Raw genomic sequence first — 26,533 nt, 5'->3', positions numbered from 1 at the left:
TTTATAAATTTACGTTAATACCAATTGAAAAAATTCTTGCTCTTGGTGTACCGTTTAAATCAACTCCAGAAGTTTCTAATTCTGGATCTAATCCTTTGTATTTCGTTATTAAAAATAAATTTTGTACCTGAGCTGACAATCTCACTCCTTCAACGCTTATTTTTTCGGTTAAAATTTTTGGAAACGAATACCCTAAACTTATGTTATCTAAACTAATAAAGTCTGCATCTTCTACAAAACGAGTTGTTAGATTACTTGCTTGGTTAATAAATGGATTTTGGTTAGCAACTAATCTAGGCGTAACTCCGTCACCAGGATTTGTTGGACTTTGCCATCTACCAAGGATTTCTGTGCTATTGTTGCTTAAACCTAAATTAAGTAAATCTCTTCTAGTACCATTAAAAACTTTGTTTCCACCACTGAAACGAATCAAGAAGCTAAAATCAAAATCCTTATAGCTCATTCTAGAATTAAATCCACCAAAATAAGTAGGAAGTGAATTTCCCTGAATCTTTTTATCGGCTTGTGTTAAAGACGATGCAACGGATACATTTGTGGGATCGGCTGGATTAAATACTTTGTAATTAGCTGTTGCGATATTTCCTTGAACCAAGCTACCATCAGCTTTATAATAGACCGGATTACCGTTTGCAGCGTTTACACCCCAATATGTAAATCCATAAAGCGAGTTTAATGATTCACCTTCCCGAATAATGATATTTGGCTGAATATTTATATCTCCTGAGCTTCCACCAATGATATCTGCACCATTATTTGGCAAATTGTAAACTTTATTTTTCTGTAAGGTTAAATTTGCATTGACATTCCACTTGAAATCTTTAGTGTTTATAACACTATAATCTACTCCAAATTCATACCCTTTGTTTAATACATTTGCAGCATTTCTATCTATTGCATTTCCTGGAACGCCTAATGAAGGATCTATCGGAAACTGAAGTACTACATCTTCAGAGGTATTCTTGAAATAATCAAAGTTTAAAGTCAAACGATTATTAAATAAAGACAAATCTACTCCATAATCAATTTTAGTACTTGTTTCCCATTTTAAATTTCTGTTTGCAAAAGTTGTAAATGCGATACCATTGTTTGGTCCATAAAATGAAGGAGAATATGTACTCAAATAAGGATAATTACTTCTTCCCACATTTGTGTTACCCGTTAAAGAGTAAGACCCTCTGATTTTGAATTGAGAAATGACACTTTTAAAATTTTCCATAAAACTTTCATTCGCAATATTCCAACCTCCAGAAACACCAGGAAAACTTTGGTAGCGAATGTCTGAATTAAATTTCGATAGTCCATCACGTCTTATAGTACCTTGAACAAAATATTTTTCTTTATAATTATAACTTGCTCTTCCAATATAAGAAATAATACCTTCTTCGCTGACACCACCCCCTGATTCTTGAGTACCAAAAGCCCCTGTTACCACATTTTCATTAAAAAATGGATCAGTTATATTGGTACCAGTACCAAAAAAACCTTCATTTCTCTCTTTTTGAGCTTCATAAACTGCTGTCAAAGATAAATTGTGATCATCACTAAATGTTTTATTGTAGGACAAAACATTTTGAACATTCCAACGAGTTAAAGTATTATTATTATTACTTAATCGTCCATTAGTTCCACGTCCATCACCATGTAATGGATTCCAATATAAAAATCCGTTTGTTGAAGCGTTATCAACTCCAATTTGGAAACGATAATTTAAACCTTTAAGGATATCAGCGGATAAAAAAGCACTGGATATAATCCTAGTTACCTTAGATTCAAACTTGTTGTTTGCTAATACAAAGCTAATATTGGATAAATTATCCGTGGCTTGTGTAAGATTTGTACCTTGACCAATATTTCCGGATGCATTAAGGTTAAAACCTGTTGGGTTTGTTGCATCAAAAGGAGAAGTATTAGGCAACTGTCTTATTGCACTAAAGATATTTCCTGAAATAGAGTTCCTTCCTGTATTCAATCCGTAAGTATTAGTTTTGGTAACCCCAATGTTAGCTCCGGCTGTTAACCATGACGTCACTTCATGTTCTAGATTTGACCTAAGAGAATAACGATCTAAACTGTTTGACTTCGCAATACCATCTTGAGTAGAGTAACCTAAAGACATGAAATATCTAGTCTTGTCAGAACCTCCACTAAAAGATAGAGAATGATCTGTTTGAACAGCACCTTTATTCAAAACCTGACTTTGCCAATCAGTATCAAAATTACTTCCAGCTGCCCAAGCCGCTTGACCAGCATTTAATCTTTTTTCGTTATTAATAACTAGAAAATCAGCAGTTTTAAGTAAATCAAATCTTTTTGTTGCTGAAGCAAATCCAGTAACATTACTATAAGAAACTTTCATTGTTCCTTTTTTACCTCTTTTAGTAGTAATTAAAATCACACCGTTTGCAGCTCTAGAACCATAAATTGCAGTCGCAGCACCATCTTTCAAGACTTCGAAAGACTCTATATCGTTAGGATTAATATCGGCCAAACCATTGGTGTCAGCAGAACCTCCAATATCTCCAGAGTAAATTGGTAAACCATCCACTACATACAAAGGTTGAGTACCACTATTAATGGTAGCCACACCTCTAATTCTAACCCTCGGCGCTACACCCAAAATCCCGTTTTGTGTAGTAACTTGCACACCTGCAGCTCTTCCTGCTAATTGACTTTCAAAACTAGGTGTAATTAGACCTTTTATAGCTTCTCCACTAATGGAGGAAATCGAACTAGTAAGGTCTTTCTTTTTCTGAACACCATAACCTACAACAATAACCTCTTCTAGGGTATTATCTGCTTGTAACATTTTAATGTTAACTGTGGATGAAGCTCCAATATTTGCTGTCATATCTTTCATACCAACAAATGAAAATACTAAAACTTCCCCATTACTTCCTTTAATGGAATATTTACCATCAAAATCTGTTTGTGTGCTTCTATTTGTTCCTTTAATAATAACATTCACTCCAGGAATAGGTCCTGTAGCATCAGACACTACTCCTGTAACGGTCTTTTCTTGTGCGAACACAAATTGCATTGACAAAGCCAACAGCAACGTAAAAATCCATTTAAATTTTGATCTCATATTAATTTGTTTTGAATTAGTTATTTCACAAAAATCTTAATAATTCTTTAAATAAACAAGCTTTTATAAAATTTAACACTTTGTGTTTTTGACACCATTCCTCTTCAAAAAATAAACATACCAATGAAATTTAGTTATTATGACACTACAAACTGCGGATAATCACTTCAAAAATCTTATTTTTGTCAAAATCAATTTAATGTTAAGTCCTTTTTTTTTAACGCCATATTTAGAAACCGGAACTGATGAGGCCGGTCGGGGTTGTCTGGCGGGCCCCGTGACTGCAGCAGCCGTAATACTACCTGCGCATTTCCAAAATGAGTTATTAAATGACAGCAAACAATTGTCTGAGAAAATAAGAGAAAAATTAAAACCTATTATAGAACAAGAATGTGTTTCATTTGCCGTAACCCATCTGGAACCGTTGATTATTGACCAAATAAATATTTTGAACGCCTCCATAAAAGCAATGCAGGAAAGTATTTTAAAACTAAATCCAAGACCTGAATCCATTATTGTAGACGGAAATACTCCATTGATTCCTAAGGGTGGGATTAAAAATCGAGGAGGAAAGATTTTTACCGATGCTGAAATTGAAATCCTACATTCGATTCCGAATGCCAGTATCATAAAAGGAGATTCAAAATTTATGAGTATTGCCGCCGCTTCCGTATTAGCAAAAACGTATCGGGATGAATATATGAATCGGATTCATGAGGAATTCCCAATGTACAATTGGAAACAAAATAAAGGATATCCTACCAAAGAACACCGGGAAGCCATTCGGAAATATGGGGTTACAAAACACCACCGAATGACATTTCGTTTGTTGCCGGAACAGTATTGTTTTGATTTTTGAATTTAGATTGCTTCGCCAGTTCGCCTTACAGGCTCGTGTAACGATTTTTGAGTGCAGGTTTCTCAAAAGTGGCATCAAAAAGAATGGCAAAATGTTTCAGGATTTTTTCTTTGACTTCTTGTTCATTCACTTTGGATACGCCTAGTTCTACGTTCAAAGAAGTTACGGCTTTACCGCGAATCCCACAGGGAATAATATTGTCAAAATAACCCAAATCAGCATTTACGTTTAAAGCAAATCCGTGCATAGTGACCCAACGGGAAGCGCGAACGCCCATTGCACAAATTTTTCTGGCAAATGGTGTTCCTGCGCCTAACCAAACACCGGTTTCGCCTTCGCTTCTGCCACAAACAATTCCATATTCTTCAAGGGTAAGAATAATAGCTTCCTCCAGAAACCGTAGGTATTTATGAATATCCGTAAAGAAATTTTCTAAGTCTATAATAGGGTACCCTACGATTTGTCCAGGTCCGTGATAGGTAATATCGCCACCACGATTGATTTTATAAAAAGTAGCTCCTTTAGCTTCCAATTGTTTTTCAGACAAAAGTAAATTACTTAAATCACCACTTTTGCCTAATGTATATACATGCGGATGTACTACAAAAAGGAAATAATTGGGTGTTTGTAAACTCGTTTCTTCTCTCCTATTTTTAATTTTTAAGTCAACTATTTCTTTGAACAATTCTTCTTGGTATTCCCAAGTTTCTTTGTAATCTTTAGTTCCTAAATCTTGAAGTTGGATGTTTTTATTCATGTGTCATTGCGAGGAACGAAGCAATCCTATTTCGTTCACTTATTTTTGAATGACAAAGGTACAACGTTTTGAGTTTACTGTTTTTTCCTATAAGGTTTTTTTTCAAACCTTGCAGGTATGATATAAAATTATGAATCAAAAATAATTAGTCTCGGACTTGAACTAATTTCGATGTTTTATCATTGCGCCAAAAAAGTCACCTACAAGATTTGAAAAAACCATTGAAGGATTAACTCATATTTCTGTCAAGTTGAGCGCAGTCGAGACTAACCAAATGAGTCTCGACTGCGCTCGACTTGACCATAAGGCGATTATTTAAGTTCAATATTATTATTCCAAAACAACTTCAAGATTTATACTCACCGGATTTTTAAACAATCTGTGATTAGAAATTGCATTTCCATTGCTTTTTTGTCATCGCTTATTTTTGAATTTATATTTGAACCCGATTTTATTTTTCGAGGAAAATGATATTTCAAAATAAAATTTTGAACGGCTTTAAATTTATGGAAGCGTATTTTTAATCTTTCAATTTCTTCTTGTTGCTTTTTTAATTCTACTGCGTCTGTAATTTTGACAATTCTTTTAAAAGTACTTCCATCAAAAGTAAAGCTAACACTATAATAATGTTCTTCGGCAACCAATGCATAATTATTTTCTATATCATCCGCCTATTCTTCGGTTTTGTATAAATCAGCAACTTCGGCTATTGTATTAAATTTTTGACTGATTATTATGCAAAATTCTTTCTCGAAGGAACTTTTCTTACTATGGACTTTTACCGTAGTAATTTTTTTAAAAATGGCTTTTTCGGATGCTGGTAATTTGGAAAACGTCTCGGAATTTTTGGTTATCAGATCTTTAAAAACATAAGTTGTATCAAGAAAAACGTCTTCTTTGGAGTGATTTTCAGCTATAAATTACATACAACGATGTTCATCGCGGAGTAATTCTGTTTCAATTTCTCCGGTTCCGTCTTGGTTTAGACAAATGGTTTCTGTTACTTGGCAACTGATCAAAAATAATACTAAAAGCAGTAAATCGTGTTTTTCCATTTGGTAATTTAAAATACTTATTGGTTTCTATATATGTTATTTGTACTATTTTTCATGTTGATTTAAAAAAATAAAAGTCGTAGCATAGCCCCGATAGCAGTGGCATCCTTTTTTTCTTGTTTTTTTTTGAACAAGGAAAAAAGATAGAACGAATAGCGGGACGGATCGTCTTGAAGAAACAAAATATTCTGCTCCAAAAAACGGTACATTTTAAACTTTAAATTTTAAAACTTATATAGTATCTTTGCGCTCTTAAAATCAGCATAAAATGGCATTATCCGAACAAGAAATATTACGTAGAGAAGCACTTACAGAATTACGCAATTTAGGTATTGAGCCTTATCCTGCAGCCGAATTTATTACAACCTCATATTCTAGCGAAATCCTAGCTGATTTTGCAAAATACGAAGGTAAGGAAGTGGTTTTAGCAGGTCGTTTGATGGGGAAGCGTATCATGGGAAAGGCGTCATTTGCCGAATTGAAAGATGCTGAAGGGCGTATTCAAATCTATGTTTCGAGAGATGATATTTCGACAGATGAGGAGAAAACCATGTATAATGTCGTTTTCAAAAAACTGTTGGATATTGGCGATTTTATTGGGATTCGCGGAACGGTTTTCAAAACGCAAGTGGGAGAAATCTCGGTTCATGTTTATGGATTGACGGTTTTGGCCAAAGCCTTGAAACCACTTCCTGTTGTAAAAACGGATGCTGATGGTAAAACACACGATGCTTTTGCTGATCCGGAACAAAGATACCGTCGTCGGTACGTGGATTTGACCGTGAATGATCATGTAAAAGAAACGTTTATCAAAAGAACAAAATTGTTCAATGCAATGCGTTCTTTTTTTAATGACAAAGGATATCTTGAAGTAGAAACGCCTGTTTTGCAACCAATTCCCGGTGGTGCTGCAGCGCGTCCTTTTATCACGCATCACAACTCGCTTGATATGCCTTTGTACATGCGTATTGCGAACGAATTATACTTAAAAAGATTGATTGTTGGTGGTTTTGAAGGGGTTTATGAGTTTTCGAAAAATTTTCGTAACGAAGGAATGGACCGTACCCACAACCCAGAATTTACTGCCATGGAAATATATGTAGCCTACAAAGACTACAACTGGATGATGAAATTTGCCGAAGACCTTTTAGAACATTGCGCGATTGCCGTAAATGGAAGCTCAGAAGTTACTTTTGGAGAACATACCATCAATTTTAAAGCGCCTTACGCCAGAGTGACAATGACGGACTCTATCAAACATTTTACTGGATTTGATATTTCAGGAAAAAGTGAAACAGCGTTATTTGATGCTGCCAGAGGAATGGGAATTGATGTAGATGCAACCATGGGGAAAGGGAAACTGATTGATGAGATTTTTGGCGCGAAATGCGAAGGAAATTACATTCAGCCTACTTACATCACGGATTACCCAAAGGAAATGTCTCCGCTTTGCAAGCAACACCGTGACAATCCAGAATTGACAGAACGTTTTGAATTGATGGTTTGCGGAAAAGAAGTGGCAAACGCCTATTCTGAATTGAATGACCCAATTGATCAAAGAGCCCGTTTTGAAGACCAAATGAGATTGGCTGAAAAAGGAGATGATGAAGCCACAGGAATAATTGACGAAGATTTCTTGAGAGCATTAGAATACGGAATGCCTCCAACATCCGGAATGGGAATTGGAATGGATCGATTGATTATGTATTTGACAAATAATGCTTCTATCCAGGAAGTGTTGTTGTTCCCGCAAATGCGCCCAGAAAAAACTCAAGTTAAAATTGAATTGGAAGACGATGAAAAATTGATTATTGACCTTTTGAAAGTCAATGAAAACCAAATGGATTTTGGTTTACTAAAAATCAAATCGGAACTGAGCGGTAAAAAATGGGATAAAGCCATGAAAAATTTATCTTCTTTAGGATTGACCGAAGTTGTGGTAAATGGCGACAGCAAAGCGTGTCGATTGAAAGCCTAAGTGTATTATAGAGCTATATTTATAAAAAAGGAGCTTCAAATTGAAGCTCCTTTTTTATAAAGAATATTATTTTTTATGACTGTCCGTAACTGATACCAAGTTGTTTCTAAAGCAGTAATCATCAATCTAACCCGATATCGCGGATTTCATAGCAGTTACTTTTTTGATTCAGACCCAAATATATACTTTTTTGCCATTGATACAAGTAACGGATAGTCATATAGTTTAAATAGGACTAATGGTTACTATACAAGGAATCCATCCATTTACGACTTGTGGTAAAAGCCAACACAGTGAGTAACTTCATTGACAATTAAAAAAGATGTCTGATTATTTTTTCCAAGCTCTTCCGGCAAAAGCATCATCTAATTCAGGATTTGTGTTGTGATTAGAATAGTTACTAATTGTTTTTACCGCAATTCCGGCAATAATACCTAAAACATGCGTTTCTGTATATCCTGCGGCTAAAAAGGCATCAACTTCTTCTTGTGCAACATTCCCGCGGTTTGCAGTAAGCGAACGCGTTAGTTTTGATAAAGCGGCTAGTTTTAGATCTGGCACTTCTTTTCCATCGCGAATGGCATTGGTTACTTCAGTGGGTACTTTTGACATTTTATCGGCAATAAAACTGTGAGCAGCCGTACAATATTCACAATTATTTTCATAAGCTACCGAAAGAAAAACAACTTCTTGTTCTACAGAATTAAAACCTGAATTGGCTCTAAAGCTGTTGTATCCATAAATATAGATATCTAACAACGCTGGATTTTGCCCCATGCCTTTGTACATATTAGGTACAAATCCTAATGTTTTTTGAGTGTTGTCAAAAATTGCTTGAGATATTGGAGAAACTGGATTATTTTCTAATTTTAAATGTGCCATAATTTTTGTTTTATATTAATTAGTATTTGTTATTCAACATTACAAAAGTGCAACAAATAAGAAGCTTAGACTTTTGTAATTCGTTCAACTATTTGGATAATTGGTTCAAACGGAAATTCGATGGCGTTTGACTGTATTTTTCGTGAAAAAGTGTCGAAAAATTGGCTAAATCATTGAAACCACAATCGAAAGCAATGTTTGTAATGCGTTCATCAGATACTAATAAAAGTTCAGCTGCTTTTTCTAATTTTTTATTTCTAATATAATTGGCTGGACTATCGTCATAATTTTTTTTGAATTCTCTCTTGAATGATGAAAGACTTAGGTTGGTCATTTGAGCCAACTCTTCCGAACTTATAGGATTGTATAAACTATTTTCTATAATTTGCTTAAAAGTATAACTAGTAGGAGAAAAAAGTTGAGATAAAATTTGTTGAATAACAGGCGCATTTTTGGTTTGACATAAAAGCAGAATTATTTCTTTTAATTTAATGACTAACAAATCTTCGTTAATAAGTGTGGGATTGTCAAAATAAAAAAGCAAGCCTTCTATGTATTTTTGGATTAGAAAATCGTTATTGATTTGGGTTATATCAATAGTTTGATCGACTAATTTTGGTTGCTGAAAAATCTTAGGGAGATCGGTCTCATAAATTTTCTTGAGTATTTCAGGATGAAAATGGACAAATACGATCTGACTTTTTTTAGAAAGAGTATTGCCTTTCATTTGACTGAAGTAAGTACCACATTTGAGCAAAACCGCTTCGTTTACGGGTACTGATATACTTTGATGCTGCATTTTGTAGTCTACTTGCCCTTCGAGCATGTATAGAAAACAAGCTTCATTAGGCACTGGATTTGGGATTTTGAATGGTGCTTCTATTGTCACTTTTTCAAAAATTATATTTCCGAATAATTGGTATTGTTTTCTTTCTGTAATCATTTGAATAGTGTTAAGAGCAAACCAACATCTCGTTTATTTTTTCCGAGACGAAAAACAAAAACCTAGTTTTAGAGTCAAATGGAGTTAATCCCTTTATAAATTCCAGCTTCCACTTTTTTAGCGATTTCCGTCAATGGCTATTCGTTTTTGTTTGTCGCTTTATAATTAGCTAAAGTACTATAAAATTTAGATTTCAAAACCATATCTAACTCTTTTACTACGATATTTAGCTTTTTTTTGATAGTCTTTACCATCGAGTCTAGAGTTAAATTACTACTGTTTTAGGGGTGCAAAAAAACAAATAATAAACCATAGTGATAGTTTTTTAGAATTTCACAACAAATTAACGATTGAGTTATCGCATTAATTATAAGTAAAGCTATCCCAAATCAGGATTTTAAATATGATTTAAACCTTTACTACCCTAAAATCAAACGATAATTTTTTGTTAAGGATTAAACTTTTTAGGTCTATTGTTATCTTATATACATAAAACTTAAAACAAAACAAATGAAAAAATTATTTATCGTTGCATTATTAGTTGTCGGAATGACAAGCTTTGCACAAGAAAAAGAAGCAAGACCGGAAAGAGCTCAAATGGAGCAATTAACTCCTGATCAAAGAAATCAACTGCAGTTAAAAAAGATGACTCTGGAATTAGATTTGAATGCTTCACAACAAAAAGAAATGAGTACAATCATCGCGGAACAAAGTACTAAAAGAGAAGCTAAAATGGCCGAACGAAAAGCAACTAAAGATTCAGCTAAAAAACAACCGACTTCTGACGAACTTTTTGCTAAGAAAAGCCAAATGTTAGATGAACAAATTGTGATGAAAAAACGAATAAAAAAAATTCTTTCAGCAGACCAATATAAAAAATGGGATGAAATGAAAGGGAACAAACATCACGGAATGAAAAAAAGAATGATGCATCATAAAAACAAAAACCAGTAGAAACGGGTAATAAAAAATAATCCTTTCACTTAAACTAAGTAATAACCATGGTATAATGTCGTATTTTAAAATCAGGATAAAATTATATAACAATCTGATTTAAAACTATTTTACTTAAAGTTAATTCTTTTGACTTTACGCCTTTTAAACTTTCGACTTACTTGTTTCATCTTACTTCATAAAAAAGCCCCAAAATTTGGGGCTTTTTTGATTTAAAATGTTTTCGAAACTTTAGCTATCGCTTGAATGGTGAAATCTAAATCTGCATACGTTAATGCATCCGTAATAAACCACGTTTCATAAGCGGATGGCGCAATATAAATTCCTTCCTGCAATAATCCGTGAAAGAATTTCTTGAACGTTTCGTTGTCGCCGTTTGCAGCCGTTTGAAAGTCTACAACCGGAGCCGCATCAAAGTGAACCGAAATCATTGAGCCAATAGTATTGATTGTAAATGCAACATTATTTGTTTTCAGCACTTTATCAATTCCTGCCGCCAAATACGCTGTTTTCTCTTCTAGTCTTTTAAAAATAGTACGATCACTGTCTAAAGCTTGTAACATGGCTAATCCTGCGGCCATTGCCAATGGATTTCCAGACAATGTTCCTGCCTGATACACAGGGCCTAACGGAGCAAGATAATTCATGATTTCTTCTCGGGCGGCAAATGCACCAACAGGCAATCCTCCACCGATTACTTTCCCAAAACAAACGATATCAGCCGTTACATGCAATAATTCCTGAACACCACCAGCGGCGAGTCTGAAACCGGTCATTACCTCATCAAAAATCAAGAGAATTCCGTTGTCGGTACACAATTGGCGTAAGCCTTCCAGAAAGCCTTTATTAGGCGGAATACAACCCATATTCCCCGCAACAGGTTCCACGATTATAGCAGCAATTTCATTTTTATTCGCTTCTATTAAAGTGGCTACGTTTTCTAAATCATTGTATCGTGCCAGCAAAGTATCTTTGGCCGTCCCTGCTGTAACTCCAGGACTGTTTGGCGAACCAAAAGTAATGGCTCCGCTTCCGGCTTGTATCAAAAACGAATCCGAATGTCCGTGGTAACAACCTGCAAATTTGATTATTTTATCTTTTTTTGTAAAACCACGAGCCAGCCGTACAGCGCTCATACAGGCTTCGGTACCAGAGTTTACAAATCTAATTTTATCGATATTTGGAACCATAGCAACGGCTAAAGCAGCAATTTGTGTTTCTAATTCTGTGGGCATCCCAAACGAGGTTCCCAACTTCGCTTTCTCTATCACGGCGTTCACAACCGGTTCGTAAGCGTGTCCTAAAATCATTGGTCCCCATGAATTGATATAATCAATCAAACGGTTGCCATCTTCATCGTACAAATAAGCACCTTTGGCACTTTTGACAAAAATAGGAGTTCCTCCCACTGCTTTAAACGCTCTTACAGGTGAATTTACGCCACCAGGAATTACTTTTTCTGCTTCAGCAAAAAGCTGACTACTTCTTTTATATAACATGTATGAAATTATGAATTATCGTTATTTTAAAATTATTTTACTACCAGTTTTTGTCCAATAGAAAGGGCATTGTCCGAGAGGTTGTTTTTTTGTTTTAAATCCTCAATCTTTAATTCGAATTTTTTCGAAATAGAATATAGCGTATCGCCTTTTTGAACCACATAGGAATCCAGCCCCTTAGGGATTGTATTTCTGGATTCAACCGTTAATTCTGTTATCATTTGTTTTTCATTGGACACATAATTAATATCTAGAACCTGATTGTCATATTCATGCAAATTGTAGCGTTCAATATACGAAATCAATTTATCCGGATATTTAGGATCTGTGGCATATCCGGCGGCTTTTAAGCCTTTGGCCCAAGCTTTATAATCGCCTTTTGAGAATTCAAATAATCCAGCATAGCGGCTTCTTCCTGTTAAAAATAAAGCGTGATCTTTAAATGATTCTGATGGATTGTCATATTTTCTAAAACATTCCTGTGCAGCATCGTCATCATGCCTGATACTTTCACCTGTCCAGCCTACATGGCATTTTATTCCAAAATGATTGTTCGCATTTAAAGCCAAATTACCCTTCCCGGCACCAGACTCTAAAATGGCCTGCGCTAAAATAATACTTGCAGGAATACCATAATTCCTCATATTGCCCATTGCAATATCTTTGAATATGGAAACGTAGGTTACAATCACATCATTTGTAACTATTGTTTTTGAAGTTGAAACAATCTCTTCCGTTTCACTATTATTCAGCTCTTTACTTGATGATTTTCCTGCGGTGGCACGTACTGTTTTGGTTTTCTTTTCATATCCCTTTTTAGCCGTCGTAGCAATTTTTGATTTTGAAGGCGCTTTTTTGGTAGTAACAATAATTGGTTTAGTGGCATTACAACTCACCAAAGTTATTAGTATAAATAGCAGTAGGATTTTCTTAATCATTGATCTCAATTATTGGTAATTGTTTATTCCGAAGTTTCATATTCATTCCCTGAATTCCCTGAATTCCGCCCGTATGAATTAGTAAAATTTTTGATTGGGCAGGAAAATAGTTTTTTTGAATTAGATCTATAACACCAAAAACCATCTTTCCCGTGTAAATTGGATCTAAAGGAATCTTATTTTGCTTATAAAATGAATTGATAAACCCGATTAATGCTTCATTAACTTTTCCGTAGCCCCCAAAATGATAGTCTGTAATGAACTCCCAGTTTTCATTTTGTACAAAACTACGAATTTCTTCTTTCAAAAAGTCGCCTTTTAAGGCCGGAAACCCTAAAACTTTTTGATGCGGCAAAGCACTGTTTATGATACCGGAAATGGTACCGCCAGTTCCTATCGCACAACAAATATAATCAAATTGAGCATCTTCCTGAGTTAGAATTTCCTCACATCCCTTGATAGCAAGATCATTAGTCCCGCCTTCCGGCAGGAGATAAAAACGACCGAATTGTTGTTTTAATTTCTCCAAAAATGAGTCATCACTTTTTAACCGATACGCGTCTCTTGAAATAAATTCCAGTTGCATTCCACAATTTTGAGCGAAAATTAATGTTGGATTCTCTGAGATTTTACTTTCTAATTCCTCACCACGGATAATCCCGATGGTTTTAAATCCTTTTTCTTTTCCCGCATAAGCCACAGCTGCTATATGATTGGAAAAAGCACCTCCAAAAGTAAGCAATGTGGTCTGCTCGTTTTTTTTGGCTTCAAGCAAATTGTATTTCAGTTTTCTAAACTTATTTCCGGAAACAAAAGGATGAATCAAATCTTCTCGTTTGATGGTTACTGAAATAGAGTTCGGAAATGCTGTAATTACCTTTTGATTCAAACGAATATCTTTTGACACAAAGGTAAATTTATATATAAAAAAATACAACCTTTATAGATTGCATTTTGTATTAATTCTTTTCAAGTGGATTTAATTTTCAATTATAATTTTCTGACCACCTCTATTTTGTCTTTTGTAGCTAATTTTACAATGTAAATACCATCGCGAAGACCCGCAGTAGAAAACGCATAGCAGGTATTAACTCCCGAATTTTCTTTCTTAAAAAATCAATTTTCCGGCTACATCATATAAACCACAAGCAACAAGATCCAATAACAAGAGATTACTGATTTTTAGATCTTTTGCAGAATTATTTTGATAAATTACAAAATTTTTACGCACTGCCTCTTCAACTCCTAAACGGGAATTGTTTTTAAAGGTAATTTCAAACTGGGTATTATTGACACCAGCTGGAAGTGACAACTCATGGAAATCGTTTTTCATCTCTAATCCATGATATCCTTTTGGAATTAAATATTTAGAAACAATCAGAAACATTCGCTATAAAATTATAAATTTGTACTACTAAAATGGTGCTTTTTAATGAAAAAGCGCAATCATTTGAATCCCAATTTAGCAATTGAACGAAATCGAATGACGCCTGCAATCGCACAATACCAAATATGATGGACCAAAGTACTGAAAATAAATTAATAGAAGGGGAAGATTTCTATTACACACCCGAAGGCTATAAATGTTTTACTGAAAAACACCATTTAAAACGGGGTTATTGCTGTAAAAGTGGCTGTCGCCATTGTCCGTATAAAAGCCCGCTAACCCCCAAAGGGGGAAAAAGAAGAGATTATGAATAATAAAAGCTTACATTACTATGACTAATTCACCTCACATAACTCCTACCACAATTCCGATTTCAGAAACCAGGACCCTTTTTCAAGAACAAATACAACAAGGAATCCCATCGGTTTTACCAAAACCAAAACCATACGATATAGACATCAATCACGCACCAAAGCGTAAAGAAATCCTTTCGAATGAAGAAAAAAAATTAGCCCTTCGTAATGCTTTGCGTTATTTTGAACCAAAACATCATAATGAGCTAATAAAAGAATTTCGACAAGAATTAGAAATATACGGCCGTATTTATATGTATCGCTTTCGTCCCGATTATGAAATGCGTGCGCGTCCAATAAATGAATATCCTGGAAAAAGCCAACAGGCCAAAGCAATTATGCTGATGATTCAAAACAATCTGGATTACGCCGTGGCACAACATCCGCACGAATTGATAACCTATGGTGGCAATGGAGCTGTATTCCAAAACTGGGCACAGTATTTATTGACGATGCAATACTTATCAGAAATGACCGATGAGCAAACATTGACGATGTATTCCGGGCATCCAATGGGATTATTTCCCTCGCATAAAGAAGCGCCACGAGTTGTAGTAACAAACGGCATGGTAATCCCTAATTATTCTAAACCGGATGATTGGGAAAAAATGAATGCTTTAGGCGTTTCTCAATACGGCCAAATGACCGCCGGAAGTTACATGTATATTGGCCCGCAAGGAATTGTACACGGAACAACTATCACGGTTTTGAATGGTTTTCGTAAAATAAAACGCAGTCCAAAGGGCGGATTATTTGTTACTTCTGGTTTGGGCGGAATGTCTGGCGCACAACCTAAAGCCGGAAATATTGCCGGTTGTATCACCGTTTGTGCCGAAGTAAACCCTAAAATTACACATATTCGCCACAGTCAAGGATGGATTAATGAAGTGATTGAAAATATTGATGCGCTGGTAAAAAGAGTCGCTTTGGCGCAAGCCAATAATGAAATTGTGTCCATCGGATATCTTGGAAATGTGGTTGAGGTTTGGGAAAAATTTGACCAGGAAAACATCCATATTGATTTAGGATCAGATCAAACTTCGCTACACAATCCTTGGGCAGGTGGCTATTATCCTGCTGACATTTCCTTTGAAGAAGCCAATGAAATGATGGCATCAACTCCTGATTTATTTAAAACAAAAGTACAAGAAACATTACGACGTCATACGACAGCAATCAATAAACACACTGCCAAAGGAACGTATTTCTTTGATTATGGAAATGCTTTCTTACTGGAAGCTTCCCGTGCCGGTGCAGATGTCATGGCAGAGAATCACATCGATTTCAGATATCCGAGTTATGTACAGGATATCATGGGACCCATGTGTTTTGATTACGGTTTTGGCCCTTTCCGATGGGTTTGTGCTTCGGGAAAACCAGAAGATTTAGCCAAAACAGATGTAATTGCTTGCCAGGTTTTGGAAGAAATGTCCAAAACAGCTCCCGAAGAAATTCAGCAACAAATACAAGACAATATTCATTGGATAAAAGGCGCACAAGAAAACAAATTGGTTGTAGGCTCACAAGCACGAATCCTTTATGCAGATGCTGAAGGACGCGTAAATATTGCCGAAGCTTTCAATCAGGCTATTGCCAATGGCGAAATAGAAACCGTAATTTTAGGTCGCGATCACCATGATGTTTCCGGCACCGATTCTCCATACAGAGAGACTTCTAACGTTTATGATGGCTCAAGATTTACCGCCGATATGGCGATACAAAACGTCATTGGAGACAGCTTTCGTGGAGCCACTTGGGTATCCATTCACAATGGCGGTGGCGTGGGCTGGGGAGAGGTAATAAACGGCGGATTTGGTATGGTTCTTGATGGTTCAAAGGAAGCGTCAAGACGTTTAGCATCAATGCTTTTCTGGGATGTCAACAACGGAATTTCCAGAAGAAGCTGGGCTAGAAATGAAGGAGCAGTATTTGCAATAAAAAGAGCGATGCAAACGGAACCTTTATTGAAAGTAACCATCCCTAATATAGTCGCTGACAATTTGTTGGATTTTTAAAAATTTGAACGTATCTTTAATAAACATTTAGTAATCAAAAAAACAGGTCATGAAAGCAATTAAACTCCTTCTCGCATTTCTACTTTTAGTATTTGCCTCTTGCGCTTCCGTAAAAGTATATTCTGATTATGATAATAATGTGGACTTTATTCAATACAAAACGTACGCTTTTCATAAAAAAGGCATCGATCGAGTTGAAATATCAGAATTGGACAAAAAAAGAATACTCAATGCCATAGATCGAGAATTAAGTAAAAAAGGAATGACCAAAAGTGAAAATCCAGATTTGCTGATTAATATATTAACTAAAGAAAGAGAACGCATTGACGTAAATCAGTTCAACGCAGGATGGGGTTACGGATGGGGTTGGGGATGGAATCCTTACTTTTGGGGAGGCCGCAGCAGTTTTGTTTCCTCATCAACGGAAGGGACATTGTATATTGATTTAATTGATGCCAAGAAAAAAGAATTGGTTTGGCAAGGCGAAGGAGTTGGTTATTTGACCGAAACCCGAAGTGAAAAAGAAAAACAAATTAATGAATTTGTGGCAAAAATTCTTGAACAATTTCCGCCCAAAGTAAAATAGTTTACCATCACATTTCAACATAAAAGCCTACCTTTGCGTAGGCTTTTTTATACCCAATCATGACACTACAAACTGACATTACTACGCTCGAAGATATCAAATTACTAGTGAATACTTTTTATTCTAAAGTTCAAAAAGACGAATTTATCGGACCCATATTCAACGAAAAAATAGGCAATCGCTGGCCGGAACATTTAGAAAAAATGTATCGCTTTTGGCAAACTATTTTACTTGAAGTGCATTCCTATTCCGGAAGTCCATTTCCACCACACAAACAATTACCGGTCGCCAAAGAACATTTTGACCGCTGGATGCAAATTTTCACTGAAACAACTGACAACTTATTTTCTGGTCCATTAGCCGACGAAGCTAAACTTCGGGCAAAAAATATGGCTGAAATGTTTAATTACAAAATTGACTACTTCCGCAATCTTGAGAAAAGTCAAACGGACAATTCATAGTTTTTAAAGTGGGTTTAATCCAAAATATGTTCCTTTTTGCAAACAGCAACAAATTATTATATGCGCAATTTATTATTACTTGTCGTTTTACAAGCTTTCCTCATTTCTTGTTCCAATTTAAAGCAAACAGCTGACAACAAGTCAACCCCAAGTTTAAAACTAATCAGTTCCATTGAAATTCCTTTTGAGGAAACGTTTCAAAACACAAAAGTGGGCGGATTGTCCGGAATCGATTATGATGCCAAGAATGATTTGTATTATTTGATCAGTGACGATAGATCCATGTTTAACAATTCAAGATTTTATACGGCAAAAATTCATTTGCTCGAAAATAAAGTTGAACGTATTGATTTCCAAAGTGTCACCACTTTAAAAAATGCAACTGGGAAAGCGTTTGGCAATTGGAACACCATGCCAACTACTTCAGCAGACCCGGAAGACATCCGATTCAATCCAAAAACGAACACTTTGGTTTGGAGTAGCGAAGGCGCTCGAGTGCTAACAGCAGATAAGGAAGTTTTACAAGATCCTTCTCTAAATTTCATGGATTTAAAAGGTGATTTTCTAGGCAATGTCACCTTACCGGAAAATTTAAAAATGCAGAAACTGGAAAAAGGTCCGCGAAACAACGGCACTTTAGAAGGAATTACTTTTGACAAAAACTATAAAAATGTCTATACCAATATTGAAGAACCATTATTTGAAGATGGCGACCAAGCCAATACTAGCAAAGGCGGTTTGATTCGGCTGTATCAATTTGATGCCAAAACAAAAAAGAACACCGCTCAATACGGCTATAAACTGGAACCTATTGCTCATGAACCTGTTCCGAAAGGTGCTTTTGGTGTAAATGGCGTTTCGGCAATTCAGTATTATGGTAAAAACCAATTGCTGGTTGTGGAACGCTCCTATTCTACCGGGACACAAGCCTGTACGGTTAAAGTATTTATGTGTGATTTAAAAAAAGCAACTAATATAAAAAACTACAGCTCTTTGCAAAATCAAAAATTCGAATTGGCTTCTAAAAAACTGGTACTTAACATGGATGATTTGGGAATTTTTATTGATAATATCGAAGGACTTACTTTTGGTCCAAAATTGGCAAATGGTAATCAATCTATTATTTTCATTTCAGATAATAATTTTTCAGATAAACAAAAAACGCAGGTTTTGGTGTTTGAGTTGGCGAAGAAGTAAATCCAAAAAATAGCTATCAATCCTCTATCCAGTTCGCCAAAGAACATATTCAGTACCAACAAAAATGAGAATGCACAATGTTTAATTTAGCGGAAGTCAATGAAACATAATTGGAGAATGTTTGAAATTATACTATCTGGAATTCAGATTTGCCTCGGTATTTTAATATGGTTTTTTGTCTATTTAACTTGCAATCAATATTATACTTTTTTGTGGAAAAATCCATTAATAGACCATCATAGCATTGTTCAAATGGCTGTCAGAAAAAATATAACTTTAGTAATTCTATCACTTATTGCTATTTCATCAGCAATACTTTTAATCAAAAACCTATCTAAAGGCTGGGTGATGAGTGTTATAACTTGGATTATGCTTACAATAACATTGATAATTAACTCCTATCGATTAAACCAAAGCAATCCTAATGAGTTAGATTTAATTTCTATATTTATTATAGGAATAATTACATTTGTTTTTATAGCTATTGTATTCGCATTAAATAATATAGAATTCAAACGGAAATACAGCCCAACCATAAAAAACTGGATTTTCATAGCAATTTCTATTGTTGTACTGACAGCTTTAAAATTTTTATAAGCTTAAGCGAGAGTGTGACGAACTGAGCAGACTTTGTACGTGTAATGTATTGATGAGATTGCTTCGTTCCTCGCAATGACTGAACGCAACTAAATTATGTTGAATTATCTAATCTCAAATTAAACCTCAACTCCCCTAGCCCCGATTGCAATGAAAAGCTTTTTGTGAAAGCCGTTTTGATTTTTCTTGTTTATAAAAAGCGACTCCTCTCCCCAACCCTCTCCAAAGGAAAGGGAGAAAAGAGGAATACCCCCTTTTTATTTCTCCTGCCGGAACATTAGAAAAACAAACGGGTTTGCAAAAACTTGCAATGAAAAGCGGGAAATAGCTCCTGAAATTTGTACTTTTGCAGTTGAACTACAAGGTTTTCGATATGAACTCAACTATAGAAAGCAATCCGTTATTAGACCGATTGCCAAAGCACTTAAAACAATTCATTAAACCTCAGGATTACAGCGATTATACGCCCATAAATCAAGCGGTTTGGCGTTATGTGATGCGCAAAAATGTAGCTTATTTATCAAAAGTGGCGCATAGTTCCTACTTGGAAGGATTGAAAAAAACAGGAATCGAGATTGACAACATTCCGAGCATGTATGGAATGAACCGCATTCTGACTGAAATAGGTTGGGCAGCGGTTGCGGTGGATGGATTTATTCCGCCCAATGCTTTCATGGAATTTCAGGCCTATAATGTGCTTGTAATTGCATCTGACATTCGACAACTCGAACATATTGAATACACGCCTGCGCCGGATATTATTCACGAAGGTGCAGGTCATGCTCCCATTATTGCTAATCCGGAATATGCGGAATATTTACGCCGTTTTGGCGAAATAGGCTGTAAAGCGCTCTCTTCACATAAGGATTATGAAATGTATGAAGCCATCCGACTGCTTTCGATCGTAAAAGAAGCTGAGGGAACTCCCCAAGCTGTTATTGATGCTGCCGAAAAAGCGGTAGAAGATTTGCAAAACAATATGGGTGAATTATCAGAAATGGCGCAAATTAGAAACCTGCATTGGTGGACTGTCGAATACGGACTCATTGGAACCGTAGAAAATCCTAAAATTTATGGTGCCGGTTTGTTATCTTCAATAGGCGAAAGTGCGCACTGCATGACAAACGAGGTCAAGAAAATTCCGTATGACCTATCAGCAGCAAACCAGAGTTTTGACATCACAAAATTGCAACCGCAACTTTATGTCACACCAACATTTGCTTATTTAAACCTAGTTTTAGAGGAATTTGCGAATAAAATGGCACTCCGAACAGGCGGTTTATCCGGAATAGAAAAACTGATAGACTCAAATGCTCTGGGAACAATTGAATTGAGTACAGGCTTGCAAATTTCGGGCGTTTTTAGTACCGTAATTGCACACGAAGGCAAGCCTATTTATATACAAACCACCGGAAAAACGGCTTTAGCTTCTCGCCAAAAAGAACTGGTTGGTCATGGAACTTTGACACATCCTGAGGGTTTTGGGAGCCCTATTGGGAAGCTAGAAGGAATCAATCTGGCAATTGAAGACATGAGTCCAAAAGATTTGAATGCCTACGATATACTGGAATCTAAAACGGTCAAACTGGAGTTTGAAGGTGGCATCACTGTTGAAGGTGAAATCATAACCGGCTCCAGAAACTTACAAGGCGAAATTATTTTGATTCGCTTTAAAAACTGTACTGTGTCACACGGAGAAACGATTTTGTTTCAACCAAAATGGGGCATTTATGATATGGCTGTGGGCAAAAAAGTGATTTCGGCTTTTTCAGGCCCTGCTGATGTGAATAGTTTTGATTTGATTTCGCACCTTCCCTCGAGCAAAACCATCAAAGTGACGCATACCGCAGAACGTGATGACTTAGAGGTTTTGTACCAAACTGTTAGAAATAGTAGAGAAACCAGGGATACAGAAACTCCCTTGAAGCCTATATTCGAAAATTTACAAACCAATCACCCAAAGGATTGGTTATTAGCTGTTGAAATCACAGAGCTGCTAAAAGAAAGAAATGAAATGAAATTATTACAGGAAATATTGGTTTATCTCGATCAATTAAAACAAAAAAGACCTGAAGTAGCACATTTGATTACTGGTGGTTTGGATTTAATCTTTGACAAAGAGAAAGCTTAGTTTTCCAATTTAGGTTTATCAAATCGAGCGCAGTCGAGATTTTTCAATAGGCTTAAACAGCTATAAAAATGGTTTCGACTGCGCTAAACCTGACAAAAAAACTATTATAATTTTATTTTTTGTCCAAAATCTTTTTCGCTTTCGATTACTTTTCCTTCGTATTGTAATTTCCAGCCCATTGAATTACTCAAAATTAATATTTTGGACAATTCGCTGATTAATCGGTTTTGAGCATTGGTTTTCAGTGAAGACTTTTCTATTTTCTTGGCGAGATTTGCTTTGACCGATTTATTGATTTTATTATAATCATCTCCCGTAAACGGATTCAGCTTGCTTTGTTCTACGTTATAAAACTGAATATCTGGACTTATTTTTATTTCTTCTTTTGGAATACTAACAATAGTGATGGTTTTATTTTTTTCATCTATTTCATATTTCATTTGGCGCAAATCATAAGCAACTGTAACATCAGCATTGACTATTACCAATGCTTTTTTCTCAAAAGAAAGCATATCCAACAAATATTTTTGCTGATTTTTATAGGTAATCACTTCGGAGAAATGGCCTTCAGTAACTACTAATTTTCCAACATTTAGAATTTGTTGTTGAATGAGATTTGTGTTGTACTGGATATCTTCATCGTCGTTTTTCTTAAAATCGCAGTATTTGAATAATAAAAATATTCCCCCGATAACTACTATTGCAATACCTATTCTTCTTAACATAATTAAAATTTCATAAATGAATATTCTGATTCCAATTTAGTGATTTTTTCTCTGACTTTAGACTCAAATTTTAAATGACTTTCAGATTTCGGATTAAAAGGCTTGTGCGAAAGACTTTTTTGAATAGTTGAAACTTCATCCATTGTAGCAAAAGCAGTTTCAGAAATTATAGTTTCCTTGAAACGTTTCCAAATATAATCGATTGCCACTGGATTGGGATGCAACATATCTTCAGTATAAAAACGGTAATCCCGAAGTTCATCCATCATGATTTCGTAGCTGGGAAAGTAATTTATAGTCGAAAGTCGAAAGTCAAAAGTCCCATGAAGCGCACTAATTATATTGGCTTTGCTCCATTGATTTTCGACAAAACCATCTTTGATGTGACGCACTGGAGAAACGGTAAAAATAATGGTGCAACTAGGATTTACAACATGAATTAATTTCAGTGTCTTTACTATACTTTCTTCTATTTCTTCAACAGAAAGTAATTCTTTCTGAAACAGCTTTTGCGGTACTTTATGACAATTAGCCACAACACAATTGCTTTCTATATTTCGATATACCCACGAAGTTCCGTAAGTAATAATAATATGGGAAACATGCTGCAATTGCAGTTTTGTAGCTATCAGTATTGCATTTAAAGAAGCTAACAATTCCTCTTTACTAGAACTGCTCAAATCCGAATGCACATCAAAACAATGCCAGCGTTCGTTGTAAAAAAAAATGTCGCTTTCTGTAAGTTGCTTTCCGGAAACAGCAAAATCAACTAGTTTTTCAATCGCTATAGGATGAAACAAAATGCCAAATGGATTACAACTATTTTGAAATTTAAAATAGTCCAGTTTCTGCGCCATATTTACCGCAAAACAAGAACCCAAAGACATGATTTTAGAAGTATAATCAATAGGAAACTTACTTTTAGGAATGGGAACTTGGGTTCTGAAATTCATATCTATTTCTCGCAAAGCCGCATAGGTTAAAGGTTATTTACAATTCTTGTAATTCCTGTTTTAATTAGTGGTTCGTTGAAATTAATTAACAAGCCAAATTTCATTCCTGTAATTTTCAGATACGTTTAAAGTTGTATTGGATGAACATTAGCAATTTGTTCAACTGATTTTATTTCTAAAATAACTTTATTTTCTATGATTAAGTCAGTTCTGAATCCAATATCTAATTTTACTTAATCCAGACAACGGGAAGTGGTTTTTGACTTTCAACTAGTAGTCCTCTTTTCGTTAACTCATAAAACAAAACAACTTCATAAACTGATTTTAATAACCCTGGACCAAACTTAGTGTGCATCTTTTAACAAACATCAACAACAATTTTTGAAATCTCGTTTTCAGTCATTTTTTTATTTCTCGCTAATATATTAAAAAAATTACGATATAATTACTTTACAAACTCAATTGCTTTTTCTAAAGCTTGCTGAATTCCTGCGACATTCTTCCCTCCTGCTGTTGCAAAAAACGGCTGTCCTCCGCCTCCACCTTGGATAAATTTACCCAATTCACGAACCACTTGTCCTGCATTTAGGTTTTTCTCCGCAACTAATTCTTTAGAAATATAACAGGTCAACATTGGTTTTTCTCCCGAAGCTTCGGGATTCACTGTAGCCAAAACTAGAAATAAGTTATTTCCTAAATTTCCTAATTCATACGCCAAATCTTTTGCTCCCTCCGGATTCAAATCGACTTGTTTTGCCAAGAATTGAACGCCATTAATTTCCTGTATCTCAGCGATTAAACTCGCTTTAAGATTTTTGACTTTATCTTTTACCAAAAACTCAATTTGCTTAGTCAATTTGACATTTTCTTCTTGCATAGAATGAACGGCTTTCAGAATATCCTGAGGATTTTTTAAGGCTATTTTTACTTCATTCAATGTGCTTTCATGCGAAGCAAAATGTGCTTTTACCGCATCACTTGTAATCGCTTCTACACGACGAATTCCTGCAGCAACCGCTCCTTCTGAAACGATTTTGAAATGCCAGATTTCAGCTGTATTTTTCACGTGGATTCCACCGCATAATTCCATGCTTTCGCCAAATTTAATCGCACGAACCTCATCTCCATATTTCTCTCCAAAAAGTGCCATCGCTCCTTCTTGAACTGCTTGCGCGAAAGGAATATTTCTTCTTTCAATTAGTGGTAATTGCTCTTGAATTCTTGCATTTACAAAATCTTCCACTTGCTGCAATTCGGTTTCCGTCATTTTAGCAAAATGAGAAAAGTCAAAACGCAAGTAGTTTGGATTTACTAGCGAACCTTTTTGTTCTACATGCGTTCCAAGAATACTTCTCAAGGCTTGGTGCATTAGATGTGTCGCCGAGTGATTTCTGGAAGACAAACTTCTCAAATCTTGATTTACTTTGGCTACAAAACCAGCATTTATATTTTCCGGTAATTTTTTTGCAAGATGTAAAATCAGGTTGTTTTCTTTTTTCGTATCGATGATTTCGATAGTTTCATTTGCAGACCCGAGCGTTAGCGAACTGGCGGAGCAAACTAACGTTCCTTTATCACCCACCTGTCCTCCACCCTCTGGATAGAAAGGGGTCTTATCTAAAACGATTTGGTATAAAACACCCTCTTTTTTACTGTCTACTTTACGAATGCGAGTGATTTTTACGTCACTTTCTGATTGGTCGTAGCCTACGAATGTTTCTACATTTCCTGGAACTAATAGCAACCAGTCTTCGGTAGAAACTTCTGATGCGGCACGGGAACGTTTTTTTTGTTCTTGCATGGCGGCGTTAAAACCAGCTTCGTCCAGTTCGAATCCTTTTTCTCTAAGAATTAATGCGGTCAAGTCAATTGGAAATCCAAACGTATCATACAATTCAAACGCTTTTGTTCCAGAAACTGTTGAACCTTTAGTTTCGGCAACCACATTTTCTAATAATTGCAATCCTTGGTCTAATGTTCTCAAGAAAGAAGATTCTTCTTCACGAATTACATTCGTAACCAATTGTTGTTGCGATTTGATTTCCGGGAAAAACTCTCCCATTTGATTCGCTAAAACAGTAACTAATTGATTGATGAACGGTTCTTTTATATTAAGAAACGTAAATCCGTACCGAATGGCACGACGCAAAATTCTACGAATTACGTAACCAGCACCTGTGTTTGATGGCAATTGTCCATCGGCAATAGCAAAAGCAACCGCACGAACGTGATCGACTACTACCCGAATAGCGATATTTATTTTTTCCTCATCTGCATTCGGTACGGACAAGTCTCGACTTGTACCTACGGAATTTGATGTGTATTTTAATCCTGTAATTTGCTCTACTTTTTCGATAAGTGGCATAAACACATCCGTATCATAATTGGATGTTTTTCCTTGTAATGCCATACACAAACGCTCAAATCCCATTCCGGTATCAACGTGTTTTGCTGGCAATTTTTCCAGAGAACCATCGGCTTTACGGTTGAACTCCATGAATACATTGTTCCAGATTTCCACTACTTGGGGATGATCATTGTTAACCAAACTTTTTCCTGAAACTAAGGCTTTTTCTGCTGCAGAACGAATGTCAACGTGAATTTCTGAACACGGCCCGCAAGGTCCTTGGTCTCCCATTTCCCAGAAATTGTCTTTCTTGTTTCCAAGAATGATACGGTCTTCGTCAATTAATGCCGCCCAAATATCCCAAGCTTCCTGATCGAATGGTACGTTTTCACTTGGATTACCTTCAAAAACGGATACGTATAAGTTTTCTTTTGGAATTTTATAGACTTCTGTCAAAAGTTCCCATGCCCAGTTGATAGCTTCTTTCTTGAAATAATCTCCAAAAGACCAGTTTCCCAGCATTTCAAACATGGTGTGATGGTAGGTATCAAAACCTACATCTTCCAGATCATTATGTTTTCCTGAAACACGAAGGCATTTTTGCGTATCAGCAATTCTGTTGCTTTTTGGAGTTCCGTTACCTAGAAAATATTCTTTGAACTGGGCCATCCCTGAATTGTTGAACATTAGTGTTGGATCATCCTTGAGAACTATGGGTGCCGATGGAACGATTAAGTGTCCCTTTGATGCGAAAAAATCTAGAAATTGTTTGCGTACGTCTTGTGATTTCATTTTTTTATTTAAATATTT

General features: G+C 35.6%; 23 protein-coding genes and 1 pseudogene. 10 read left to right on the top strand and 14 right to left on the bottom strand.

Going from position 1 to position 26,533, the window contains the following annotated elements:
* Position 1 precedes the first annotated feature (1 nt).
* A complete protein-coding gene (locus tag EKL95_RS06940; RefSeq protein ID WP_126462036.1) occupies positions 2-3,106 on the bottom strand; it encodes a SusC/RagA family TonB-linked outer membrane protein in 3,105 nt (1,034 codons plus the stop codon).
* Positions 3,107-3,305: 199 nt separating this feature from the next.
* Here EKL95_RS06940 and EKL95_RS06935 point away from each other — a divergent pair, with 199 nt between their 5' ends.
* On the top strand, positions 3,306-3,965 hold the full coding sequence (locus tag EKL95_RS06935) for a ribonuclease HII (protein ID WP_126462167.1): 660 nt from the start codon (positions 3,306-3,308) through the stop codon (positions 3,963-3,965).
* A gap of 25 nt (positions 3,966-3,990) precedes the next feature.
* Here EKL95_RS06935 and lipB read toward each other — a convergent pair whose 3' ends face one another.
* Positions 3,991-4,722, bottom strand: coding sequence for a lipoyl(octanoyl) transferase LipB (gene lipB, locus EKL95_RS06930; protein ID WP_126462033.1), 732 nt, complete (start codon positions 4,720-4,722; stop codon positions 3,991-3,993).
* 920 nt (positions 4,723-5,642) lie between these two features.
* On the bottom strand, positions 5,643-5,777 hold the full coding sequence (locus EKL95_RS15290; RefSeq protein WP_255416231.1) for a hypothetical protein: 135 nt from the start codon (positions 5,775-5,777) through the stop codon (positions 5,643-5,645).
* A gap of 268 nt (positions 5,778-6,045) precedes the next feature.
* On the opposite strand from EKL95_RS15290, the gene lysS reads away from it, so the two are divergent.
* On the top strand, positions 6,046-7,755 hold the full coding sequence (lysS, locus tag EKL95_RS06920) for a lysine--tRNA ligase (RefSeq protein ID WP_126462030.1): 1,710 nt from the start codon (positions 6,046-6,048) through the stop codon (positions 7,753-7,755).
* Between the two features lie 330 nt (positions 7,756-8,085).
* On the opposite strand, the gene EKL95_RS06915 is transcribed toward lysS, so the two are convergent.
* Together EKL95_RS06915 and EKL95_RS06910 are read right to left on the bottom strand one after the other, a co-directional pair.
* Positions 8,086-8,637, bottom strand: coding sequence for a carboxymuconolactone decarboxylase family protein (locus EKL95_RS06915; RefSeq protein WP_126556148.1), 552 nt, complete (start codon positions 8,635-8,637; stop codon positions 8,086-8,088).
* Between the two features lie 88 nt (positions 8,638-8,725).
* Positions 8,726-9,580 (bottom strand): helix-turn-helix domain-containing protein, encoded by an 855-nt coding sequence (locus EKL95_RS06910; protein ID WP_126462024.1) that lies wholly within the window; start codon positions 9,578-9,580, stop codon positions 8,726-8,728.
* A 510-nt stretch (positions 9,581-10,090) separates the two neighbouring features.
* Between EKL95_RS06910 and EKL95_RS06905 the strand changes: the two genes are divergently transcribed.
* Positions 10,091-10,534, top strand: a complete 444-nt coding sequence (locus tag EKL95_RS06905; RefSeq protein WP_126462022.1) for a hypothetical protein — start codon at positions 10,091-10,093, stop codon at positions 10,532-10,534.
* 212 nt (positions 10,535-10,746) lie between these two features.
* Here the strand turns inward: EKL95_RS06905 and hemL are convergent, their stop codons facing one another.
* The 4 genes from hemL to EKL95_RS06885 form a co-directional block, all read right to left on the bottom strand.
* Positions 10,747-12,033 (bottom strand): glutamate-1-semialdehyde 2,1-aminomutase, encoded by a 1,287-nt coding sequence (hemL, locus tag EKL95_RS06900; protein ID WP_126462019.1) that lies wholly within the window; start codon positions 12,031-12,033, stop codon positions 10,747-10,749.
* Between the two features lie 32 nt (positions 12,034-12,065).
* Positions 12,066-12,971, bottom strand: a complete 906-nt coding sequence (locus EKL95_RS06895) for a glucosaminidase domain-containing protein (RefSeq protein ID WP_126462017.1) — start codon at positions 12,969-12,971, stop codon at positions 12,066-12,068.
* Entirely contained in the window at positions 12,964-13,878 is a 915-nt protein-coding gene (locus EKL95_RS06890; RefSeq protein WP_370274312.1) for a 1-aminocyclopropane-1-carboxylate deaminase/D-cysteine desulfhydrase, read from the bottom strand. Before EKL95_RS06890 ends, EKL95_RS06895 begins: the two co-directional genes overlap by 8 nt.
* Before the next feature lie 201 nt (positions 13,879-14,079).
* Complete coding sequence (locus EKL95_RS06885) at positions 14,080-14,358, bottom strand: hypothetical protein (protein WP_126462014.1); 279 nt, start codon at positions 14,356-14,358, stop codon at positions 14,080-14,082.
* A 125-nt stretch (positions 14,359-14,483) separates the two neighbouring features.
* On the opposite strand from EKL95_RS06885, the gene EKL95_RS06880 reads away from it, so the two are divergent.
* From EKL95_RS06880 to EKL95_RS06850, 7 genes are all read left to right on the top strand, one after another.
* Positions 14,484-14,672 carry a DUF5522 domain-containing protein gene (locus EKL95_RS06880; RefSeq protein ID WP_126462011.1) on the top strand — a complete coding sequence of 63 codons (189 nt, stop codon included), beginning with the start codon at positions 14,484-14,486 and terminating at the stop codon, positions 14,670-14,672.
* A gap of 17 nt (positions 14,673-14,689) precedes the next feature.
* Positions 14,690-16,726: a urocanate hydratase gene (locus EKL95_RS06875; protein WP_126462008.1), complete on the top strand. Its 2,037-nt coding sequence runs from the start codon at positions 14,690-14,692 to the stop codon at positions 16,724-16,726.
* A gap of 49 nt (positions 16,727-16,775) precedes the next feature.
* Entirely contained in the window at positions 16,776-17,312 is a 537-nt protein-coding gene (locus tag EKL95_RS06870; protein WP_126462005.1) for a DUF4136 domain-containing protein, read from the top strand.
* 59 nt (positions 17,313-17,371) lie between these two features.
* Positions 17,372-17,773 carry a group III truncated hemoglobin gene (locus tag EKL95_RS06865; protein ID WP_126462002.1) on the top strand — a complete coding sequence of 134 codons (402 nt, stop codon included), beginning with the start codon at positions 17,372-17,374 and terminating at the stop codon, positions 17,771-17,773.
* A gap of 60 nt (positions 17,774-17,833) precedes the next feature.
* The gene (locus tag EKL95_RS06860) at positions 17,834-18,970 is read left to right on the top strand and encodes an esterase-like activity of phytase family protein (RefSeq protein WP_126563883.1); all 1,137 of its coding nucleotides are present in this window, start codon (positions 17,834-17,836) and stop codon (positions 18,968-18,970) included.
* A 99-nt stretch (positions 18,971-19,069) separates the two neighbouring features.
* Positions 19,070-19,567, top strand: coding sequence for a hypothetical protein (locus EKL95_RS06855; RefSeq protein ID WP_126563827.1), 498 nt, complete (start codon positions 19,070-19,072; stop codon positions 19,565-19,567).
* A 373-nt stretch (positions 19,568-19,940) separates the two neighbouring features.
* On the top strand, positions 19,941-21,698 hold the full coding sequence (locus EKL95_RS06850) for an aromatic amino acid hydroxylase (RefSeq protein ID WP_126563826.1): 1,758 nt from the start codon (positions 19,941-19,943) through the stop codon (positions 21,696-21,698).
* A 104-nt stretch (positions 21,699-21,802) separates the two neighbouring features.
* Here the strand turns inward: EKL95_RS06850 and EKL95_RS06845 are convergent, their stop codons facing one another.
* The 5 genes and pseudogenes from EKL95_RS06845 to alaS all read right to left on the bottom strand — a co-directional run bounded on the left by EKL95_RS06845 (position 21,803) and on the right by alaS (position 26,515).
* A complete protein-coding gene (locus EKL95_RS06845) occupies positions 21,803-22,423 on the bottom strand; it encodes a DUF4230 domain-containing protein (protein WP_126455347.1) in 621 nt (206 codons plus the stop codon).
* A gap of 2 nt (positions 22,424-22,425) precedes the next feature.
* A complete protein-coding gene (locus EKL95_RS06840; RefSeq protein WP_126461986.1) occupies positions 22,426-23,376 on the bottom strand; it encodes a GSCFA domain-containing protein in 951 nt (316 codons plus the stop codon).
* A 26-nt stretch (positions 23,377-23,402) separates the two neighbouring features.
* Positions 23,403-23,549 (bottom strand): annotated as a pseudogene (locus tag EKL95_RS15370) (GxxExxY protein).
* A 56-nt stretch (positions 23,550-23,605) separates the two neighbouring features.
* Positions 23,606-23,731: a GxxExxY protein gene (locus tag EKL95_RS15365; protein WP_317125143.1), complete on the bottom strand. Its 126-nt coding sequence runs from the start codon at positions 23,729-23,731 to the stop codon at positions 23,606-23,608.
* 90 nt (positions 23,732-23,821) lie between these two features.
* On the bottom strand, positions 23,822-26,515 hold the full coding sequence (alaS, locus tag EKL95_RS06830; RefSeq protein ID WP_126461983.1) for an alanine--tRNA ligase: 2,694 nt from the start codon (positions 26,513-26,515) through the stop codon (positions 23,822-23,824).
* Positions 26,516-26,533: the final 18 nt, after the last annotated feature.

Origin of the sequence: Flavobacterium sp. LB2P53 (assembly GCF_003970305.1) — a bacterium.
GTDB lineage: Bacteria > Bacteroidota > Bacteroidia > Flavobacteriales > Flavobacteriaceae > Flavobacterium.
The sequence above is the reverse complement of the archived record's forward strand: the minus strand, read 5'-3'. Positions and strand labels throughout refer to the sequence as shown.

Excerpts from the sequence above, each read along its gene's own strand:
- EKL95_RS06940 (WP_126462036.1), bottom strand. The coding sequence starts at position 3,106 with ATGAGATCAAAATTTAAATGGATTTTTACGTTGCTGTTGGCTTTGTCA.
- EKL95_RS06935 (WP_126462167.1), top strand. The coding sequence starts at position 3,306 with ATGTTAAGTCCTTTTTTTTTAACGCCATATTTAGAAACCGGAACTGAT.
- lipB (WP_126462033.1), bottom strand. The coding sequence starts at position 4,722 with ATGAATAAAAACATCCAACTTCAAGATTTAGGAACTAAAGATTACAAA.
- EKL95_RS15290 (WP_255416231.1), bottom strand. The coding sequence starts at position 5,777 with ATGGAAAAACACGATTTACTGCTTTTAGTATTATTTTTGATCAGTTGC.
- lysS (WP_126462030.1), top strand. The coding sequence starts at position 6,046 with ATGGCATTATCCGAACAAGAAATATTACGTAGAGAAGCACTTACAGAA.
- EKL95_RS06915 (WP_126556148.1), bottom strand. The coding sequence starts at position 8,637 with ATGGCACATTTAAAATTAGAAAATAATCCAGTTTCTCCAATATCTCAA.
- EKL95_RS06910 (WP_126462024.1), bottom strand. The coding sequence starts at position 9,580 with ATGATTACAGAAAGAAAACAATACCAATTATTCGGAAATATAATTTTT.
- EKL95_RS06905 (WP_126462022.1), top strand. The coding sequence starts at position 10,091 with ATGAAAAAATTATTTATCGTTGCATTATTAGTTGTCGGAATGACAAGC.
- hemL (WP_126462019.1), bottom strand. The coding sequence starts at position 12,033 with ATGTTATATAAAAGAAGTAGTCAGCTTTTTGCTGAAGCAGAAAAAGTA.
- EKL95_RS06895 (WP_126462017.1), bottom strand. The coding sequence starts at position 12,971 with ATGATTAAGAAAATCCTACTGCTATTTATACTAATAACTTTGGTGAGT.
- EKL95_RS06885 (WP_126462014.1), bottom strand. The coding sequence starts at position 14,358 with ATGTTTCTGATTGTTTCTAAATATTTAATTCCAAAAGGATATCATGGA.
- EKL95_RS06880 (WP_126462011.1), top strand. The coding sequence starts at position 14,484 with ATGATGGACCAAAGTACTGAAAATAAATTAATAGAAGGGGAAGATTTC.
- EKL95_RS06875 (WP_126462008.1), top strand. The coding sequence starts at position 14,690 with ATGACTAATTCACCTCACATAACTCCTACCACAATTCCGATTTCAGAA.
- EKL95_RS06870 (WP_126462005.1), top strand. The coding sequence starts at position 16,776 with ATGAAAGCAATTAAACTCCTTCTCGCATTTCTACTTTTAGTATTTGCC.
- EKL95_RS06865 (WP_126462002.1), top strand. The coding sequence starts at position 17,372 with ATGACACTACAAACTGACATTACTACGCTCGAAGATATCAAATTACTA.
- EKL95_RS06860 (WP_126563883.1), top strand. The coding sequence starts at position 17,834 with ATGCGCAATTTATTATTACTTGTCGTTTTACAAGCTTTCCTCATTTCT.
- EKL95_RS06855 (WP_126563827.1), top strand. The coding sequence starts at position 19,070 with ATGAAACATAATTGGAGAATGTTTGAAATTATACTATCTGGAATTCAG.
- EKL95_RS06850 (WP_126563826.1), top strand. The coding sequence starts at position 19,941 with ATGAACTCAACTATAGAAAGCAATCCGTTATTAGACCGATTGCCAAAG.
- EKL95_RS06845 (WP_126455347.1), bottom strand. The coding sequence starts at position 22,423 with ATGTTAAGAAGAATAGGTATTGCAATAGTAGTTATCGGGGGAATATTT.
- EKL95_RS06840 (WP_126461986.1), bottom strand. The coding sequence starts at position 23,376 with ATGAATTTCAGAACCCAAGTTCCCATTCCTAAAAGTAAGTTTCCTATT.
- EKL95_RS15365 (WP_317125143.1), bottom strand. The coding sequence starts at position 23,731 with ATGCACACTAAGTTTGGTCCAGGGTTATTAAAATCAGTTTATGAAGTT.
- alaS (WP_126461983.1), bottom strand. The coding sequence starts at position 26,515 with ATGAAATCACAAGACGTACGCAAACAATTTCTAGATTTTTTCGCATCA.